Raw genomic sequence first — 17,913 nt, 5'->3', positions numbered from 1 at the left:
ATGGCGGACTATGCCATCGGTGATATCCACGCCTGCTACGAGCCTTTCCAGGCACTGCTCGAACAACTCGAATTCGACTCCACCCATGACCGGCTCTGGCTGACCGGCGATCTGGTCGGGCGTGGACCGCAGCCGGTCGAGACGCTGCGGGCGGTACGCGACCTCGGCGATGCCGCCCACACCGTGCTCGGCAACCACGACATCCACTGCCTAGCAGTTGCCATCGGCGAGGGCAAAAAGCGCGCCAGCGATCGGCTCGAACCGCTCCTCGAGGCCCCGGATCGCGATGATCTCATCGACTGGCTGCGCCACCAGCCGCTGCTGATCGATTTGCCCGACCTCCCCTACACGCTCACCCATGCCGGCATCGCCCCGCAGTGGGACCTGGCCACCGCCGCGCATTGCGCCGCCGAGGCCGAGGCCGCGCTTCGGAGTGCCGACCCGGCTTCGCTGATGGCCAACCTCTATGGCGACGACCCCGATCGCTGGTCGAACGACCTGGCCGGCTGGGACCGCCTACGATTCATCATCAACGCCTTCACGCGGATGCGCTTCTGCAAGGCCGACGGGCGCCTCGACTTCAGCGCCAACGGCCCGCCGGAGTCGGCGCCGGACGGGCTTTATGCCTGGTACGAGGCGCCCGATCGGCAGGTCGGCCCGAACACGACCACCGTGATCAGCGGTCACTGGTCCCGACTCGGCTGCCGACAGGGCCCGGGCTACGTGACGCTGGATACAGGCTGCCTGTGGGGTGGCCAGCTGACCGCGGTGCGGCTCGATACAACGCCGGCAGTGTTCACGCATCGGGATTGCCCCACCCAGCAGCCGCCCGGCTAGGCGGGCCGTTGATCAGCCCCGGCGATGATCGAGGGCGGGCAGTCGCTCGCGAACGGCGCACTGATAACCCGGATCAAGATCGGCCAGGGCGATGGCCGGGCCGGTGCCGATCCCGGCGCTCGCGATGCACTCGCCCCAGGGATCGACAATCAGACTCTCGCCATGGGTGGCGCGATCGTTGGCATGGCGGCCGCCCTGATCCGGGGCCAGCATGTAGCAGCCGTTCTCGATCGCCCGCGCCCGCACCAGCACCGACCAGTGCGCGGCACCCGTGGTGGCAGTGAACGCGGACGGCGCCAGCAGGATAGTGGCACCGGCATCCACCAGTGCCCGGTAGTGCTCGGGGAAACGCAGGTCGTAACAGATCGACAGTCCCAGCCGGCCGGCCGGTGTCGGCGCGACCACTACCGACTCGCCGGGAGCGAACGTCGCCGACTCGCGATAGGTCTCGCCGCCGGGTAGCGACACATCGAAGAGATGCCGCTTATCATAGCGTGCGATCCGGCCACCGGTGGGGCCATAGACCAGGCAGGTCGCGCGGACGCGGTCCGCCTCGCTCCCGTGCAGCGGCAGGCTCCCGCCCACGAGGGTGATGCCATGGCGACAGGCCGTGTCGGCCAGGAAGGCCTGGATGGGCCCCTCGCCGTCGGCCTCCGCCACTGTCAGCGTGTCACGCTGATGGCGGCCGAGGAACGCAAAATTCTCCGGGAGGACCACCAGTTCGGCGCCCTGCGCCACGGCCGAGTCGATGAGATCACCGGCATCGGCGAGGTTGGTCGCCACATCCATTCCCGAGACCATCTGCACCACGGCGGCCCGGGTGGACCGCTCCAGGCTTGTATCACTCATCGTTGCCACCCGTCAGATTCGGTGAAACAAGGTCGAACTCGGGCGCCTCCCAGGTCCCACCGATGTGGTACGTAAAATCGGTCAGTTGCTCGACGCCCGATTCCAGCATTCCCCGCGTCACGAACAACAGCGCCGCGGCGGCCGGCCCACCGGCCAGTCCACCGATAAAGGCCAGTGCCGATGACAGTTGCGGCGTGACCGTGACCCGCTGATCGTAGCGCCGTCGGACCAGGTCTGTCTCGCCGCGCACCGACAGATCCATCGATGGCCCGGTGAGCGACAGATCGTCGGTGTACATGCGACCGGCATCGACCTGCCAGGTCCCCTGCAGCCGATCGTAACTGAGCCCCTCGCCCACCACGTCGGAGAAATCGAGACCCAGACGGCGGGGGAGCACCGACAGGCTGAACAGCCCCAGCGCACGACCGGCACCGGGATCGACTGCCGGTAGACTGCCGTTGCGCAGATCGATTTGCAGATTACCGGCAAGAGACGGTATCGCTGGCTGCAACATCGCCCCCTGCCAGCGCAGATCGCCACTCAGCGTCCCGTCACCGCGCTCCATCGCCCCGGGCAGGCCCAACGCCCGTAGCAGCTGGCCGGCATCGCGGGTATACAAATCGAAGCGCAGCTCGCTGTCGGCCACACCGTCCGGTGTTCGGTCCACCTGCGCCTGCAGATCCACCCATTCACCATCCAGTCGCAGGCGCGCTCGCCCGGCTGCCGCATCGGCGTTGACCTGGCTGAGCTGCAGGCGACCGAGCCGCTCACCGGCAACATGGAGCTGCTCGGCCACCAGATCAATATCGGTGGCAGGTAGTGGAGGGGCAGATCCGGACGATCCGTGCGACGTCGCCTCGGCCGATGCCTCGGTGGAGCGCGGCCGGACATCCAGGCGATCCAGGCGCAATACCCAGGGGGCCTGCGGCCCCGGGCGCTGGATCATACCCTGCGCCGCGCCGGTCGCCGCCAGCGACCAGTCATCGGGACGCAGCCACCCGGCCAGGTTCATCGCCCCGACCCGCCAGCGACTGACATCGAGACCTGCAAGCGCCAGATCGACGCGAATGGGTGTCGGCAGCCCGATGCCCTGCGTCTGCCCGCCTGCCGCGCCGGCAAGCTCGGTGAGATCGACCACCGGGAGGGCGCCACTCAGCCGGGTCGACGGGCGCTCGGGCAGCGACGGTGGCGTATCACCGAAATGCAGCGCGGCTCGGTCCTGCTGCATCACCGCCTGCAGACGGTCATCGTAGTCCAGTCGCCACTGCGACGTGCCGGTATCCGACCACTCCAGACGCAGCGGCGCGAGCGCGTCGGCCTGTTTTGCAAGCCCCGCGGGCAGTCTCAAGGCAATGCCCTCGAGGCTCGATCGAACGGTCAGGCGCCGTTCCCCCGTCGTCTGCCGCTCCATCGCCACAAAACCGGGCTGCTCCCAGCGGAGCTGCCAGGCGGCGACGCCATCGGCACGACCTGCCACCGGCGCCATTCCGGGCCAGTCGGCAAGCGCCAGCCGGGTATTCGCCGAAACCCGGATACGCGCCTCATCACCCTCGCCCCGCGTCTCGGCGGTGGCCACGATCGGCCGGTCCGCGAGGCGCGCTCGCACCCCGGATGATGCCACCCCCTGCCGATCGAACGTCACCTCGCCCCTTATGTCATCGAGCGCGAGCGCCGGATCGGTCACCGACAGGTCGGCCCCGGTCAGCCGCAGGCGCCCTTCAAGGGTCATGGGCCGACCCTCGAACGGAAACAGGAGGTCGAGGGCGAGATCACCGTCGCCCCGCCACTGCAGCCGCTCGAGGCGTTGCTGCGAGGGCATCAGGGGGGAGCGCTGGAGCACCGCCTGCATTCCGGCGAGCGGTCCCGCCAGCCGCCCGTTGATACGCAGGCGGGGACTGGCCAGATCATCGATACGTGCCGTTGCCTGCTGCAACGCGGTGGAACCGATACGCCCGCTATCGACGCTTATCTGCATGCTGCGGTTACGGAACCGCAGCTCGCCGCCCAGTGCCTCGAATCGTGGCCAGTCACGCTGGAAGCGGAACTCCACATCGTCGACACGGGCGCGCAGATCGAAAAGCGATCCGCCATCATTCCCGGGAAAGCGATCCGGGCGCCCGAACCAGCGCAGGCTCGCCGCACGCATCGCACCCGATTCAACCGCTCGATCGAGCCAGTCGACGAGGCGCTCGTCCATGATGCCAACGGGCAGCCACTGCAGAGCCCGGGCGGCGTCGACCCGCCCCACCGCCGCGTTGAGATCGACAAACGGCGGCTCTCCGGCACCGACATCCATCCGGCCATCGAACCGGATCGGTGTACCGCCGGCCTGTCCCTGCCCGTCGACGAGTTCGAGTCGCCAACGCCCCTGCGGCGATCGCCACCACTGGAGCGTCGTGGCGATGCCATCGATTGCCGGTGGCTGGCGGATCATTGGATCGGCGGGATCACCCCGCCAGCGCATCCGCAGTCGATCCACCTCGACACGCCCGCCCCGCGGTCCCGCCTCGACGCGCAGCGACGCACCGTCGATGTCGGGGCCGGTGCTCACATCCGTCAGACCCGCCGCGCTCAGATCGGCGGAGAGACGCCAGTTCGAGGGCTCCCGCCAGACCAGTGTCGCGCGCTCGGCCCGACCGGCAACCTCGACCGGTCTGTCCAGACGGTCCCCCAGCAGGGAGGCCATCGGGGCGAGTGGGGCATCGCTGAGGGCAACCCGCCATTGGCGATCGGCACTGCGGGCGAATGCGATCGGACCCGGCGCTGGTACGGGACCGTCCGCCAGCACCAGGCGTTGTGGCTGAACCTGCCCCTGCCAGTCGCCATCTCGATGCCGTGCCCGGGCAAGCACTCGCAGTGACTGGACCTCGCCGTCAAGCCACCCCAGCGCCTCCCCCGACAGGTCGGCGCTGACCCGAATCCCCCCAGTCTGCGGGAGACTGATCCAGAGCCGACCGGACAGCGTTGCGGCACCATCCGGCCGCATCGCACCGGCCGGGAGCCAGGGGCCGATGCGCTTACCGCTCAGCCCCTCGAGGTCGACCACCGCGCGGGCGCTGGACATCTCGCTCGAATCCAGTCGCATGCGGCCCTGAACCCGTTCGTCTCCCTGGCGGGCATCGAGCGCAAAGCGCCACTGACCACCGGGTTCACGGCGCCAGCGCAGCGCCACCGACTCGAATCCCGGCCGGGCCTCATCATTGCGATCCACCAGTGAAAGCCGCGAATCGCGGATCAGTAAACGATCCACAGGCAGGCCCTGCAGGGCCTCGAGAAAGGATTCAGGGGCGATCGGCGAGGCGCCCGGCAGCAGTCCGGCGATACGCCAGTTACCGGAGGGCTGTTGCCGAAGCGTGACATCGAGTCCCTCGGCACTGAGCGCATGGAGCCGGAGCTCGCCGGCACGCAGCGATCGCCAGGGAGCGATGGCGAGCGTCATCGTCGACAGCGCGAGCGGTCGGGTTTCATCCGCATCCCCAACCCTCACGTCGCGCAGCACCAACCCCGGGCGCAGACGATCGAGCCGCGCATCGAGACCGCCGATCGCAACCGGCACCCCCAGCTGATCGGAGACAAGGGCCCCAACGGGTGCCGTCAGTGCCGGCGCCGCGGCAAAGACAAGCCGCACACCGGTGAGCAGGATCGCCGCCGAGACCAGCAGTGTTACCAGCGTGTAGAGCAGCACCGCCTTGAGGCGCTCTTCACGTTGGGGCCAGATCCAGCGATGCAGCCTCTGAGCGATAACCGTGCCCACGTTCATGCCTACATCAGCACCACATCGAACTGCTCGGGGTTGTAGAGCGGCTCGGCCTGGAACGCGATGGGCTTGCCGATGAACGCCTCCAGCTGAGCCAGATTATCGCTTTCCTCTTCCATCGCTCGATCCACCACGTCCTGCGCGGCGAGCACCATCAGGCGAGTGATTTCGAACTGCCGCGCCTCGCGCAGGATCTCCCGGGTAATCTCGTGGATGACCGTCTCGGCGCTTTTCAGATGGCCCCGGCCACCGCAGGTGGGACAGGGCACACACAGCTGATTCTGGAGTGACTCGCGAATGCGTTTACGGGTCATTTCCACCAGCCCCAGGGCCGAGACCTCGCTAATCTGCGTTCGCGCCTGATCGTGCTCCAGCCCCTTGGCGAGCGAGCGCATCACCTGGCGGCGATGCTCGGCGGTCGCCATATCGATGAAGTCGATAATGATGATGCCGCCGAGATTACGCAGCCGCAGCTGTCTCACGATCGCCTGGGCGGCCTCGAGGTTGGTCTTGAAAATCGTCTCCTCAAGGGTGCGATGGCCGACATAACCACCGGTGTTGACGTCGATGGTGGTGAGCGCCTCGGTCTGATCGATAATCAGGTAACCGCCGGACTTGAGCATGACCCGTCGCTGCAATGCCCGCTGGATCTCGTCTTCCACGCCGTACAGATCAAAGATCGGCCGTTCGCCGGGATAGTGTTCGAGCCGCGACCGGGCGTCGGGAAGAAAGGTCTCGCTAAACGCGAGCATGCGCTCGTACCACTCACGCGAGTCGATACGGATCCGTTCCATGTCCTCTCCGACCGAATCGCGCAGGACACGCAGCATCAATGGCAGGTCTTCATGCAGCAACGTCCTTGGCTGCGCGCTTCGCGAGCGCTCATGGATCGATGCCCAGACGCGCTGCAGGAACTGCCAGTCACGGGTCAGTGCAGGCTCCGAGGCGCCCTCGGCGGCGGTGCGGAAGATACAGCCGCTGCCAGGGTCCCCGGCAAGCAGCGATGTCCCGATCCCGCGCAGCCGCTCGCGCTCCGCGGAGGACTCGATGCGGGCCGAGATACCGACACCGGGATTGTCAACGAGCAGGACCAGGTAGCGTGACGGGATCGCGATCTGAGTGGTCAGGCGCGCGCCCTTGCCCCCGATCGGATCCTTGACCACCTGCACCAGGATGCGCTGCTGCTCGCGGAGCAGGTGCTGGATGCTGCGCGGCTCGATGGTCGGCGGATCTACCAGCGCCTGGCTCGCATGGATATCGGAGGCGTGGAGGAAGGCCGTGCGCTGCAGCCCGGCGTCGATAAACGCCGCCTGCATCCCCGGCAGGATCCGCGAGACCTCGCCGAGGTAGATATTCCCCACCAGTCCGCGACTGCGGGACCGCTCGATGTGGATCTCCTGGACACTGCCATTATCGAGGACGGCGACCCGCGTCTCCTGGGGAGTAATGTTGACCAGCAGCTCGTGTGTCACTGCCCCGCCGGCCAGCGCAACTGGTAATCGATACCGAACTCGACAAGCAGACTGTGTGTTTCCACCATCGGCAGGCCCATCACGCCGCTATAGCTGCCCTCGAGCTGCTCGACGAACACTCCGCCCCGCCCCTGGATCGCGTAGGCGCCGGCCTTGTCGAGCGGCTCGCCGCTCTGCCAGTAGGCTACCTGTTCAGTAGCGCCTATCGAGCGCAGGGTCACCATGCTCAGGGAGAGCCGAGTCAGCTCACGCTGGCCGTCCACCATGGCGATGCCGGTGAGCACCCGGTGGGTACGGCCCGATAACCGCTCGAGCATCGCCATTGCATCGTCTCGATTATCGGGCTTACCGAGAATATCGTCGTCGATCACCACGGCTGTATCCGCACCCAGCACCGGCATGCCGGTCCCGGGCTTGAGCGCCGCAAGACCCGCCCGGGCCTTCTCCAGCGCCAGGCGGAACACGAGCACCTCCGGGCTCTCGCCGCTCTGAACCTGCTCGTCGATCGCCTGCGGAATGCACTGGAACCGCACTCCCATGCGCTCGAGAATCTCCGCTCGACGCGGCGAGGCCGATGCCAGATAGAGGTCGGGGGAGTAATCCGGGTGTTGCGCGTCAGTCATTTGAACCTCCAGCGACGGACGTTGATCAGGCGCGGTGGTAGGGATGCCCGGCAAGGAGCGTCCACGCCCGGTAGAGCTGTTCCGCGACAATGACGCGGACCAGCATATGCGGCAGGGTCAGGGCCGAGAGCGACCAGCTTCGCTCGGCAGCGGCAAGGCAGCGATCGTGGAGCCCGTCGGCGCCGCCGATGATAAAGGCGAGATCGCGGCCGTCGTGGGTGGCGGCATCGAGGTACTCGGCCAGGTCCGGCGTTCGCCATGACCGGCCACGTTCATCGAGCGCGATCACCCGCGCCTTGCCCGCGGAGGCCAGCAGCGCATCCGCTTCCTGGCCCCGCGCCCGCTCGACATCGCCGCTGCGCCGGGCGTCGCCGGCATTCACGGCCTTGACCGTCAGCGGCAGATGACGGGGCATTCGCTGGGCAAACTCCTCGACACCGGTCCGAATCCATGCCGGCGGGCGCTGCCCGACCGCGACCATGTTCAGGCGCATCGCGATCAGTTCTCCGACTCGTCCACCGTCCAGATTCGCTCGAGACGATAGAAATCGCGAACATCTTCGAGCATGACGTGGGCGACCACATCCCCCAGATCGACCAGCACCCACTCGCTGTCATCGAGACCCTCGATGCCGCCGGGCCGCAGGCCCTGCTCCCGGGCCGCATCCACCACCGCCTCGGCGATCGAGCGGACATGGCGCCGGGAATTGCCAGTGGCGAAAGCCATGAAATCGGTAATCGGCGTACGCCCGCTGACATCAATGATGCGCGGATCAACGGCCTTCAGGTCATCCAGTGCCGTAACCACGCAATCGCGCAGGGCCTGGGGTCGGACAGCGGTTTCAGACATGATGGGGGTTCAACCTCCCGGGCGTGATTGCCCTTGATACCTGGGGATAACCATAGCATCCACTTAAAGCCAGTTCGTGCCAGACGGCATCGGGCATCAGCCCCTGGGCCGAGTGACCGAGCGCGAGGCAGCGACGGATCGCGGTAGCGGAGATCTCCAGCCGCGACACCGCATGGAACAGCACGTATCCGGACGGCGCCACGCGCAGAGCGGCGGGATCGACGACCCGACGCGGGCGCATCCACTCATCGAGTGCCGGCGCCACCGCCGCAGTGTCTCCGCCCCGGGTCACCACCACCAGGTGCGCCAGCGACGCGAGCCGCCGCCACTCGTGCCAGCGCATCAGCCCCCGGAATGCGTCCTGCCCCATCATGAAGCAGAGCGGCCGGCGATCGCCCAGCGCGCGACGCAGGTGGTGGAGGGTGTCCACCGTGTAGGACGGTCCGGGTCGATCCAGCTCGCATCGATCCACCACCAGCCCGGGAATCCCGGCGACGGCGGTATCAAGCAGATCGGCCCTTGCCCGGGCGCCGAGACGGGGCTGGGGCCGATGCGGGGGGACGTGACCCGGCACCAGGCGAATCTCGGACAGATTGAGCGCCTCGAGCAGCTCGATCGCCGGTCGCAGGTGACCGTAGTGCACCGGGTCGAAGGTACCGCCCAGCAGCGCGACCGGCGCGCCCCGCGCGTTATTCATTCGCGGATATGCCCCTCGCCGAGGACGATGTATTTCTGCGTCGTCAGTCCCTCGAGACCGACCGGTCCGCGGGCATGGAGCTTATCGGTACTGATGCCGATCTCGGCCCCCAGGCCGTACTCGAAACCATCGGCAAACCGCGTCGAGGCATTGACCATGACCGAGCTTGAATCGACCTCGCGCAGAAAGCGCTGCGCACGGGCATGATCACGGGTAATGATGGCCTCGGTGTGCCGAGAGCTGTGGCGATCGATATGCTCAAGGGCGGCATCAATGCCGTCGACCACCGCCACCGAGAGGATCGGCGCCAGATACTCGGCATCCCAGTCATCGGCCTGCGCCGGAGTGATCCCGTCGACGATCGCACGGCTGCGCTCGCAGCCCCGCAGCTCCACGCCATGGCCGTCGAACACGGTCTTGAGTCGCGGCAGCAGGGCCGGCGCGGTAGCGGCGTCGACCAGCAGTGTCTCGAGGGTGTTACAGGTCCCGTAGCGCTGGGTCTTGGCATTGACCACCACCCGCTCGGCCATGTCCGCATCGGCGCCGGCATCGACAAAGCAGTGACAGACCCCGTGGAGGTGCTTGATCATCGGTACCGTCGCTTCCCGCATGATGCGCTCGATCAGCCCCTTGCCCCCGCGCGGGACCAGCACGTCGATGAACGCGTCGAGGGTGATCAGCGCGCCCACAGCGGCGCGATCGGTGGTGCCGACAACCTGGACGGCGGTCTCCGGCAGCCCCGCCTCGGCCAGCCCCGCGGCAATGCAGTCGGCGATCGCCCGGTTGGAGTGGAGTGCCTCGGAGCCGCCCCGCAGCACGCAGGCGTTCCCCGATTTAAGGCAGAGTGCCGCGGCATCAGCGGTCACGTTGGGGCGCGACTCGTAGATGATGCCGACCACGCCGAGCGGCACGCGCATACGCCCCACCCGGATACCACTGGGCATGGGATCGAGATGACTGACCGCGCCGACCGGATCCGGCAGTGCGGCGATCTGTTCCAGACCGGCGGCCATCGACTCGATGCGCGCGTCGGTCAGCGTCAGCCGATCGAGCAGCGCCGCATCGAGACCGCTTTCGCGACCGGCCGCCAGGTCCACCTCGTTGGCCGTGCGCAGCGCGTCGCGCTCGTGGCGCAGGCGCGCCGCGATGGCATGGAGCGCCGTATTGCGCGCGCCGCCGTCACTCGCCGCCAGGCGTCGGCCGGCGGCACGGGCGGCGCGACCGAGGCCGTGCATATAGGCATTGATATCGTTGTCAGGGCTATGGCTTTCCGCGCTCATCCATGTCTCTCTTTGCGATCCGCGGTTGCGACGCGACGCGCCGCAACGGTCGATAATTCCAGCAGTTCGTCCCAGGGCCGTCCCGGCTCCGCGCCCTTGATCACCCGATCGACCCGCGCCGCCCGGCCGAGCAATCGCGCCCAGACACCCGCCGGCGTGGCGCGAGCGACCGTCTGCAGGCGGCCCTGGCGGTTTTTCCAGATCCGGTGCCGGCCCATTACCGCGGCGGCGCGCTCACCCCCCGCCATGGAGGCCTGCAGATCGGCCAGCACGCGAATATCCCGGGCGACACCCCAGAGTACCAGCACCGGTTCCTCTCCTTCGGTGCGCAGACGACGGAGAATACGCAGCGTGCGCACCGGATCCCCCGCCAGCATCGCCTCGGGCAAATCAAAAACGGCGAACCGGGCGCTGTCGCTGACAGCATCCCGCGCCATCTCCTCGCTGATCGGACCGCCATCGGCGAGCAGGGCGAGCTTCTCGATCTCCTGGGCCAGTGCCAGCAGATTGCCCTCGTTGCGCTCGGCCATCACCGCCGCAGTCTCGGCATCCAGCTGCATTCCGTGCTCGCGCGCGCGGCGCCGGGCCCAGCCACCGAGTTCGCTGCGCCGCAGCGGCCAGGCGTAGGCCATCACACCGGCACTGGCGATCGCCTTCGCCCACGCTGACTGGCGCTGGGCGGTCTCAAGGCGACCGGTGACCACGATGAGGATATGCCCGGGATCAGGCGCGTTGGCACGCGCCTTTAGCGCAGCGCTGCCGTCACGACCCGGCTTGCCACCCGGCAGGCGCAGCTCGATGAGGCGACGCTCGGTGAATAGCGACAGATTGTCCGTGGCGGCGGCCAGTCGCTGCCAGTCGAAACCCTGGTCAACGTGCAGCACCTCCCGCTCGTCGAATCCCGACTGCCGGGCGCGCCGGCGGAGACGATCGAGCGCCTCCTCAATGAGTAACGGCTCCTCGCCCGCGATCAGGTAAATCGGGGCGAGATCGCGATCGATACGGCCGGGGAGTTCGTCGAAGCGGACCTCGGGCATGGCTACACTCGCCTACAAACGCCGCCCGATCCGGGAGAGCAACAGCTGCAGGGCATCGTCCTGCAGATCTCGACGCAGGCTCTCCTCTTCGGCATCCCGACCCTGGAGGTCATCGTTGGCCGCAAAGCTCGCGGAGCTGCGTACGGTCTGACGGGCCAGGGTTGCCTGCTCGGGACCGGCCTTACCGCCGGCCTCCAGGCTGAAGCGAATGCGATAGCGCAGCTCGTACTCACTGGCCAGACCGTCGGCATCGGTGGCGACCGTCCGTCGACGACTCGACACCGCCATGATGTTGATCACCGCCCGGGCATCGATCGCATCGTTGACCACAACCGCGTCCAGGTCCCGCAGCCGCTCGGCAAGCCGATCGCGGAAGCGATTGCCGACATCCCCCTCGATCGCCACCGGAACGCCCTCGAAGCCGCCGCCCCCGGCACCTCGCAGCTGCCAGCCACAGGCGGCAATGCCGAGCGCCAGTGCAGCCACGAAGACGACACGGACCAGCGACATTACCCGGCGACCACGTTCACCAGGCGACCCGGCACGACGATGACCTTGCGCACCGTCAGCCCGTCAATGAAACGCTGCACGTTCTCATCGGCCATCGCCTGCTCGCGAATCGTCGCCTCATCCGCGTTTGTCGAGACCGCGATGCGGCCGCGGAGCTTGCCGTTGACCTGAATGACGAGTTCGACCTCGTTACGGACCCGGGCGGACTCGTCGATCGCCGGCCAGGGCTGATCAACCGCCGCCCCGTCACGGCCAAGATCGCTCCACAGGGCGTGGCTGAGATGCGGCGTAACGGGCTGCAGCATCAGCACCACCGCCTCGAGCACCTCCTGACGAACACCCCGGGCTACCGCGCCTTGCGTTGTATAACGCCCGAGGGCATTGCAGAGCTCCATGATCGCGGCGATGGCGGTATTGAAGGTGTAGCGACGACCCATGTCGTCACCCACCTTGGCGATGGTTTCGTGGAGCTTGCGACGCAGTGCCACGCCCTCATCGTCGAGCCCCTCAGTGCGGGGCACGGGGACCGACCCGGCACCGACATGGTCGTAGACCATACCGTGCAGTCGACGCAGGAACCGGGCGGCGCCCTCGACTCCCGTGTCCTGCCACTCCAGCGCCTGGTCGGGCGGCGCGGCGAACATGGTGAAAAGCCGCAGCGTGTCGGCGCCAAAGCGCTGGACGAGGCTTTCCGGATCCTCGCCGTTGTTCTTCGACTTGGACATGGTCGTCCAGCCGGTGGAGACCAGATCAGCACCGTCGCTGCGGCGAGTGGCCCGCAGAATTCGCCCCTTGCCATCGCGCTCGACATCGACCTCGCCCGGGGCGACCCACTCGCGACCGCCCGCTTCGCTGTCGTGATAGAACGCCTCTGCGAGCACCATGCCCTGGCAGAGCAGGTTGGTCGCAGGCTCGTCGCTGCCGATATAGCCGAGGTCGCGCATCAGCTTGTGCCAGAAACGGAAATACAGCAGGTGCATCACGGCATGCTCGATGCCACCGATGTACTGGTTGACCGGCAGCCAGTAGTCGGCGCGCTCATCGAGCATCGCCTCGGCATCGGGGCTGCAGTAGCGGGCGTAGTACCAGGACGACTCGACGAACGTATCGAAGGTATCGGTCTCGCGCTCGGCCGCCCCGCCGCAGCGCGGGCAGGCGACCTGGCGCCAGTCGGCATCCGTTCGGAGCGGCGACTGCACCCCGGTAAAGGCGACGTTTTCCGGGAGTGTCACCGGCAGATCATCCTCCGGTACCGGAACGGCGCCGCAGTCCGGGCAGTGGATGACGGGGATAGGGCATCCCCAGTAACGCTGCCGTGAGACACCCCAGTCACGCAGCCGGTAATTGGTGGTGCGCCGGCCGATGCCCTGTGCCTCGAGATGCGCGGCGATGGCCTCGAAGGCGGTGTCGAAATCCATGCCGGTGTAAGCACCGGCATCAACGGTGATCAGATCGTCCTTTACCGTCCAGGGCTCGGCCTGCACATCGACGTCACTGCCATCGGCGGGCCCCACGGCCTGGCGAATCGGCAAGCCGAAGCGCGTCGCGAATTCGTGGTCGCGGCCGTCGTGCCCCGGCACCGCCATGATCGCGCCGGTGCCGTAGCCCATGAGAACGAAATTGGCGACCCAGACCGGGATGCGTTCGCCGGAGAGCGGATTGATCGCCTCGACGCCCAGCGGCATGCCCTTTTTCTGGAGCTTCTCCATGGCCTCTTCGGTGACCGCTCCCTGGCGAATCTCCTCGAGGAAGGTGGCAACCGCCGCATCCTGCCGACCGGCCTCGAGCGCCAGCGGGTGATCGGCGGCCACCGCCATGTACGTCACGGCGTAAAGGGTGTCCGGACGGGTGGTGTACACCCGTAGCGGATCGCCGCCCCGGGCGAGGGCGAAATCCAGCTCGACGCCCTGCGAGCGGCCGATCCAGTTGCGCTGCATGGTCTTGACGGCATCCGGCCAGCCCGGGAGGGCATCGAGGCCATCCAGCAGCTCATCGGCGTAATCGGTGATGCGCAGGAACCACTGCGGGATCTCGCGGCGCTCGACAATGGCTCCGGACCGCCAGCCACGGCCGTCCACGACCTGTTCGTTGGCCAGTACGGTCTGATCCACCGGATCCCAGTTCACCACCGCGCTGGCCCGGTACACCAGGTTCCTGTCGAGCAGCCGGGTGAACATCTGCTGTTCCCAGCGGTAGTAGGACGGATCGCAGGTGGTGACCTCCCGCGTCCAGTCATAGCCATAGCCCATGCGCTGCAACTGCCGGCGCATGTGGTCAATATTCTGATAGGTCCACTCCGCCGGCGGCACGCCATGCTTGATGGCGGCATTCTCGGCCGGCAGACCGAACGCGTCCCACCCCATCGGCTGGAGCACGTTGCGCCCCTGCATGCGCTGGTAGCGACTGATAACGTCACCGATGGTGTAGTTGCGGACATGCCCCATGTGCAGCCGCCCGCTCGGGTACGGCAGCATCGACAGGCAGTAGAAGGTCTCGCGCGACGGGTCTTCCACGACCCGGAAACAGCCTTCGTTGTCCCAGTAGGCCTGCGCGTCGGCCTCTAGGCGGGCGGGATTGTATTGCTTTTCCATAGGGCGGCAGGATACCCCGCCGCCGGGTGGAATTGCACCTGCCGTTAGCGACCCGACTGGCGCGCGGCACGCTCGAAACGGCTGCCGTGGCACTTCGGACACGGCGGGATATGACCGCTGCGCTTGAAATGCAGGACCTCGCCGCAGTCACGACAGACAAGCGCTCCGGGCCCGGTCACCTCGCCGGTGTGATAACGCCGTGCCGCCTGCAGTTCGCGGTCAAGGGTCTGCCACTGCAGCCGCGTCCGGTCGGCCACCGATGCGAAACGATCCCAGATCCAGTTCTCTACCAGCTGCAGATCCATGTACAGCCAGTCGGAGTAGTTTCCGCGCGCCTTGTCGACGTACTCCGCCGCATCCTCGAGGTCGCGCTGCAGCCAGCCGGCTACCCGGTCGGCCTCGTCGCGGCTCAGCTCCCCCAGCGCGACGCTGCGCTCGCGCACGGCATCCAGCGCCTCGTGGAAACCCTGCTCCACCGCCTCGCCGGTGGTCTCCATGCGCTCGCGAAGGCGCTCGAGCATACGCTCGTAGCCGTGGACCTCGTGTTCACGCTGTTGCTCGTTATCGGTCATTGCCCTCACTCCCCGCTGGCGTTTTCGTTCAGTCTACCGCCTTGTCATCACCCGCCGCGACCCGGTCGCCGCCAGCCCCCGGTCAGCCACAGGCCAGCGATGCCGATCATCGACAGCGCCGCCATCGGCCAGTCACGCCAGCGTACGTACGGCGTCGTACCCGCACGGGGCTGAACCGTGGCGGAGAGAATGGCGGATTCGAACAGGGGGCCGGCCTGACGGACTGCGCCGCGCGAGTCGATAAACGCCGATACCCCGGTGTTGGTCGCGCGGATCATCTCCCGACCGGTCTCGAGCGCCCGCATCCGCGCCATCTGGAGATGCTGCCAGGGCGCTGTCGAGGCGCCGAACCAGGCATCGTTGCTGACATTGAGCAGAAGATCGGCCGCGGGCAGTGTATCCGCCACCTCGGCGCCGAAGGTCACCTCGTAGCAGATACTCACGCCGAGGTCATGCCCCGCCGCCCGCAGTGGCGCGGCGGACTGTCCGGCACTGAAGTCACCCAGCGGCGTGCCGACGAAATCCAGAACACCGCCGGCGATATCGCGGAACGGCACATACTCCCCAAATGGCACGAGATGGCGTTTCTCGTAGAACTGCGGCGGGTCACCCGGCACCACCACGGCGTTGTAACGGTTCTCGTCACGGGCCACGGGGGCACCAATCACTAGGCTGCTGCCGGCATCCGCGGCCTCGCGGGCAAGCGGATCAATCCACCGCGTGGCCTGCTGGTAGAACACCGGCAGTGCCGTCTCCGGCCAGACGATCAGGTCATCACCGAACCGGTCGCGGGTCATCTGCAGGTATTCGCCCAGGATGGCGCCGCGCTCGTCCGGGTCCCACTTGCGCGCCTGGCCGATGTTGCCCTGGAGGATGGAGACCGAAAGCGGTTCGTCGATCGGCACCGTCCAGTCACGGTCGAGGGCGAGCCCGACCGACACCGTGGCAAGCGCGATGCCGAGCGCCAGCGCGAACCGTCGGGTCCCCGGCTGCGCCAGCCAGGCGGCAATCGCGCCCGCGGTCATCACAACGGCGAGACTCACGCCAACCACCCCGAACACCGGCGCCAGATGGGCCAGCGGAGTATCGATCTGGGTATACCCGAGGCTCAGCCAGGTGGCGCCGGTCGCAAGCCAGCTGCGAATCCATTCGACCCCGATCCAGGCAAGCGGCAGGGCCAGCAGCGGCGTACGCAGCCGGTTGCCGCCACCGACCCACCAGCCGGAGACGAGGGCAATCATGGGGATCAAGGCAAACAAGGCGACCAGCACGGCGGTGGCCACCACCCCCGCAAGCGGACCGCCGCCGTAATCGGCAATGCTGTGATAGATCCAGTAGACACCGGCGCCGGCGTAGCCAAGACCGAAGACGTAACCGGTCGCCAGCGCGCCGCGGAGCGTACCGATGGTCGTGAGGCGGCTGAAGATGATGGCGAGGGCGGCGACGGGTGCCAGGGCCTGGCCAAAGGGGGCAAACCCGAGCGCCAGCAGGGCCCCTGCCACCAGGGCCAGCGGCAGGTTGATCAGTCGGCGCATGCCGCGTCGGGGGTCACCATCAGTAGATGCAGACGGCGGCTGTCAGCCCGCACGACATCGAAGCGCAGGCCCTCAATCACGAGATTCTCGCCGCGCTGCGGGACATGACCGAAGGCGTTCGCCACTACGCCACCGATGGTATCGAATTCCTCGTCACTGAAATCGGTGCGAAAATGTTCGTTGAACGCATCGATGGGAGTCAGCGCCTTGACCACGGTCTGGCCATCGTCGGTGCGGTTGAGGATCCAGGCATCGTCATCCAGATCGTGCTCGTCATCGATCTCGCCGACGATCTGCTCGATGACGTCCTCGATGGTGACAATCCCCGCGAGTCCGCCGTATTCATCGACCACGATCGCGAGATGGTTACGGCTTTCCTGGAAGAGCTTCAGCAGCGCATCGAGGCGCTTACTCTCGGGGACGAAGAGCGCGGGGCGAAGCAGCTCGCGGAGCTGGAACTCCCGCTGGTGCTGTGGATCGAGATAGGGCAGCAGGTCTTTGGCGATCAGAATGCCGATCACATCGTCGCGATTGTCACCGGTGACCGGGAAGCGCGAGTGGCCGCTGTCGATGATCGCCGGTAGCAGCTCCCAGACCGACTCCGAGCGTCGCAGCAGCGAGACCTTGGAGCGCGGGATCATTACGTCGCGAACCTGCAATTCGGCGACATGCAGAACGCCCTCGCACATCGACAGGGCATCGGCATCGAGAATGGCCCGCTGCTGAGCGGACCGGAGCATCGTCACCAGGCTCTCGCGGTCGTGCGGCTCCTGCCCGCCGAGTGCACGACCGATGCGCATCAGCCAGGTGTCCTGCCCCGTATTTCCGGCCTGTTCGTCGCTCATGCCAGCGGTTGCTCTGTCTGATAGGGGTCGTCGTAACCCAACTGCGCCATGATGCCGCGCTCTTCCGCCTCCATTGCTTCCGCTTCTACGCTATCCATGTGATCGAAGCCAAGCAAGTGAAGCACTCCGTGAATGGTGAGATGCGCCCAGTGGGCCTCGGCCGTCTTACCCTGCTCCCGGGCCTCGCGATGGACAACCGGCGCACAGATCGCCAGGTCACCGAGCAATGGCAGTGTCACGCCAACCGGCAGCGCCGCGGGAAAAGACAGCACGTTGGTCGGCTGATCGCGACCCCGATAGTCGCGGTTGAGGGTCTGGCTCTCCGGCGCGTCGATCAGACGGATCGCCACCTCCCAGTCGTCACGCCGCCCCGCCAGCGCCGTGGCGACCCAGTGTTCGAAGGCCCGGTCATCCGGCACCCATTCGTCGGTGACGCACTGGAGGTCGAGATCGCCCATG

At 67.2% G+C, this 17,913-nt stretch carries 16 protein-coding genes; 1 reads left to right on the top strand and 15 read right to left on the bottom strand.

Going from position 1 to position 17,913, the window contains the following annotated elements:
* On the top strand, positions 1–837 hold the full coding sequence (locus EV698_RS00295) for a symmetrical bis(5'-nucleosyl)-tetraphosphatase (protein WP_130502194.1): 837 nt from the start codon (positions 1–3) through the stop codon (positions 835–837).
* A 12-nt stretch (positions 838–849) separates the two neighbouring features.
* On the opposite strand, the gene EV698_RS00290 is transcribed toward EV698_RS00295, so the two are convergent.
* From EV698_RS00290 to ybeY, 15 genes are read right to left on the bottom strand one after another with little or no spacing between them, the layout of a single operon-like run.
* On the bottom strand, positions 850–1,686 hold the full coding sequence (locus EV698_RS00290; protein WP_130502193.1) for a carbon-nitrogen hydrolase family protein: 837 nt from the start codon (positions 1,684–1,686) through the stop codon (positions 850–852).
* On the bottom strand, positions 1,679–5,446 hold the full coding sequence (locus tag EV698_RS00285) for a YhdP family protein (RefSeq protein ID WP_130502192.1): 3,768 nt from the start codon (positions 5,444–5,446) through the stop codon (positions 1,679–1,681). Before EV698_RS00285 ends, EV698_RS00290 begins: the two co-directional genes overlap by 8 nt.
* Before the next feature lie 2 nt (positions 5,447–5,448).
* A complete protein-coding gene (gene rng / locus EV698_RS00280; protein ID WP_130502191.1) occupies positions 5,449–6,915 on the bottom strand; it encodes a ribonuclease G in 1,467 nt (488 codons plus the stop codon).
* Positions 6,912–7,538 carry a Maf family protein gene (locus EV698_RS00275; protein ID WP_130502190.1) on the bottom strand — a complete coding sequence of 209 codons (627 nt, stop codon included), beginning with the start codon at positions 7,536–7,538 and terminating at the stop codon, positions 6,912–6,914. The genes rng and EV698_RS00275 overlap by 4 nt, the downstream gene beginning before the upstream one ends.
* Positions 7,539–7,563: 25 nt before the next feature.
* Positions 7,564–8,031, bottom strand: a complete 468-nt coding sequence (rlmH, locus tag EV698_RS00270; RefSeq protein ID WP_130502189.1) for a 23S rRNA (pseudouridine(1915)-N(3))-methyltransferase RlmH — start codon at positions 8,029–8,031, stop codon at positions 7,564–7,566.
* A gap of 5 nt (positions 8,032–8,036) precedes the next feature.
* Positions 8,037–8,387, bottom strand: coding sequence for a ribosome silencing factor (gene rsfS / locus EV698_RS00265; RefSeq protein ID WP_130502188.1), 351 nt, complete (start codon positions 8,385–8,387; stop codon positions 8,037–8,039).
* Positions 8,380–9,084 (bottom strand): nicotinate-nucleotide adenylyltransferase, encoded by a 705-nt coding sequence (gene nadD / locus EV698_RS00260; protein ID WP_130502187.1) that lies wholly within the window; start codon positions 9,082–9,084, stop codon positions 8,380–8,382. The genes rsfS and nadD overlap by 8 nt, the downstream gene beginning before the upstream one ends.
* Positions 9,081–10,364 carry a glutamate-5-semialdehyde dehydrogenase gene (locus EV698_RS00255; RefSeq protein ID WP_130502186.1) on the bottom strand — a complete coding sequence of 428 codons (1,284 nt, stop codon included), beginning with the start codon at positions 10,362–10,364 and terminating at the stop codon, positions 9,081–9,083. The genes nadD and EV698_RS00255 overlap by 4 nt, the downstream gene beginning before the upstream one ends.
* A complete protein-coding gene (gene holA / locus EV698_RS00250; protein ID WP_130502185.1) occupies positions 10,361–11,401 on the bottom strand; it encodes a DNA polymerase III subunit delta in 1,041 nt (346 codons plus the stop codon). The genes EV698_RS00255 and holA overlap by 4 nt, the downstream gene beginning before the upstream one ends.
* A gap of 12 nt (positions 11,402–11,413) precedes the next feature.
* Positions 11,414–11,911 carry an LPS-assembly lipoprotein LptE gene (locus EV698_RS00245; RefSeq protein WP_130502184.1) on the bottom strand — a complete coding sequence of 166 codons (498 nt, stop codon included), beginning with the start codon at positions 11,909–11,911 and terminating at the stop codon, positions 11,414–11,416.
* Positions 11,911–14,502 carry a leucine--tRNA ligase gene (gene leuS / locus EV698_RS00240; protein WP_130502183.1) on the bottom strand — a complete coding sequence of 864 codons (2,592 nt, stop codon included), beginning with the start codon at positions 14,500–14,502 and terminating at the stop codon, positions 11,911–11,913. Before leuS ends, EV698_RS00245 begins: the two co-directional genes overlap by 1 nt.
* Positions 14,503–14,546: 44 nt before the next feature.
* The gene (locus EV698_RS00235) at positions 14,547–15,074 is read right to left on the bottom strand and encodes a zinc ribbon-containing protein (RefSeq protein WP_130502182.1); all 528 of its coding nucleotides are present in this window, start codon (positions 15,072–15,074) and stop codon (positions 14,547–14,549) included.
* 47 nt (positions 15,075–15,121) lie between these two features.
* Entirely contained in the window at positions 15,122–16,609 is a 1,488-nt protein-coding gene (lnt, locus tag EV698_RS00230) for an apolipoprotein N-acyltransferase (RefSeq protein WP_207220460.1), read from the bottom strand.
* The gene (locus EV698_RS00225) at positions 16,597–17,454 is read right to left on the bottom strand and encodes an HlyC/CorC family transporter (RefSeq protein ID WP_130502181.1); all 858 of its coding nucleotides are present in this window, start codon (positions 17,452–17,454) and stop codon (positions 16,597–16,599) included. The genes lnt and EV698_RS00225 overlap by 13 nt, the downstream gene beginning before the upstream one ends.
* The gene (ybeY, locus tag EV698_RS00220; RefSeq protein ID WP_130502180.1) at positions 17,451–17,912 is read right to left on the bottom strand and encodes an rRNA maturation RNase YbeY; all 462 of its coding nucleotides are present in this window, start codon (positions 17,910–17,912) and stop codon (positions 17,451–17,453) included. Before ybeY ends, EV698_RS00225 begins: the two co-directional genes overlap by 4 nt.
* Position 17,913: the final 1 nt, after the last annotated feature.

Source organism: Spiribacter vilamensis, from assembly GCF_004217415.1.
In the GTDB taxonomy this organism is placed as follows: domain Bacteria; phylum Pseudomonadota; class Gammaproteobacteria; order Nitrococcales; family Nitrococcaceae; genus Spiribacter; species Spiribacter vilamensis.
The sequence above is the reverse complement of the archived record's forward strand: the minus strand, read 5'-3'. Positions and strand labels throughout refer to the sequence as shown.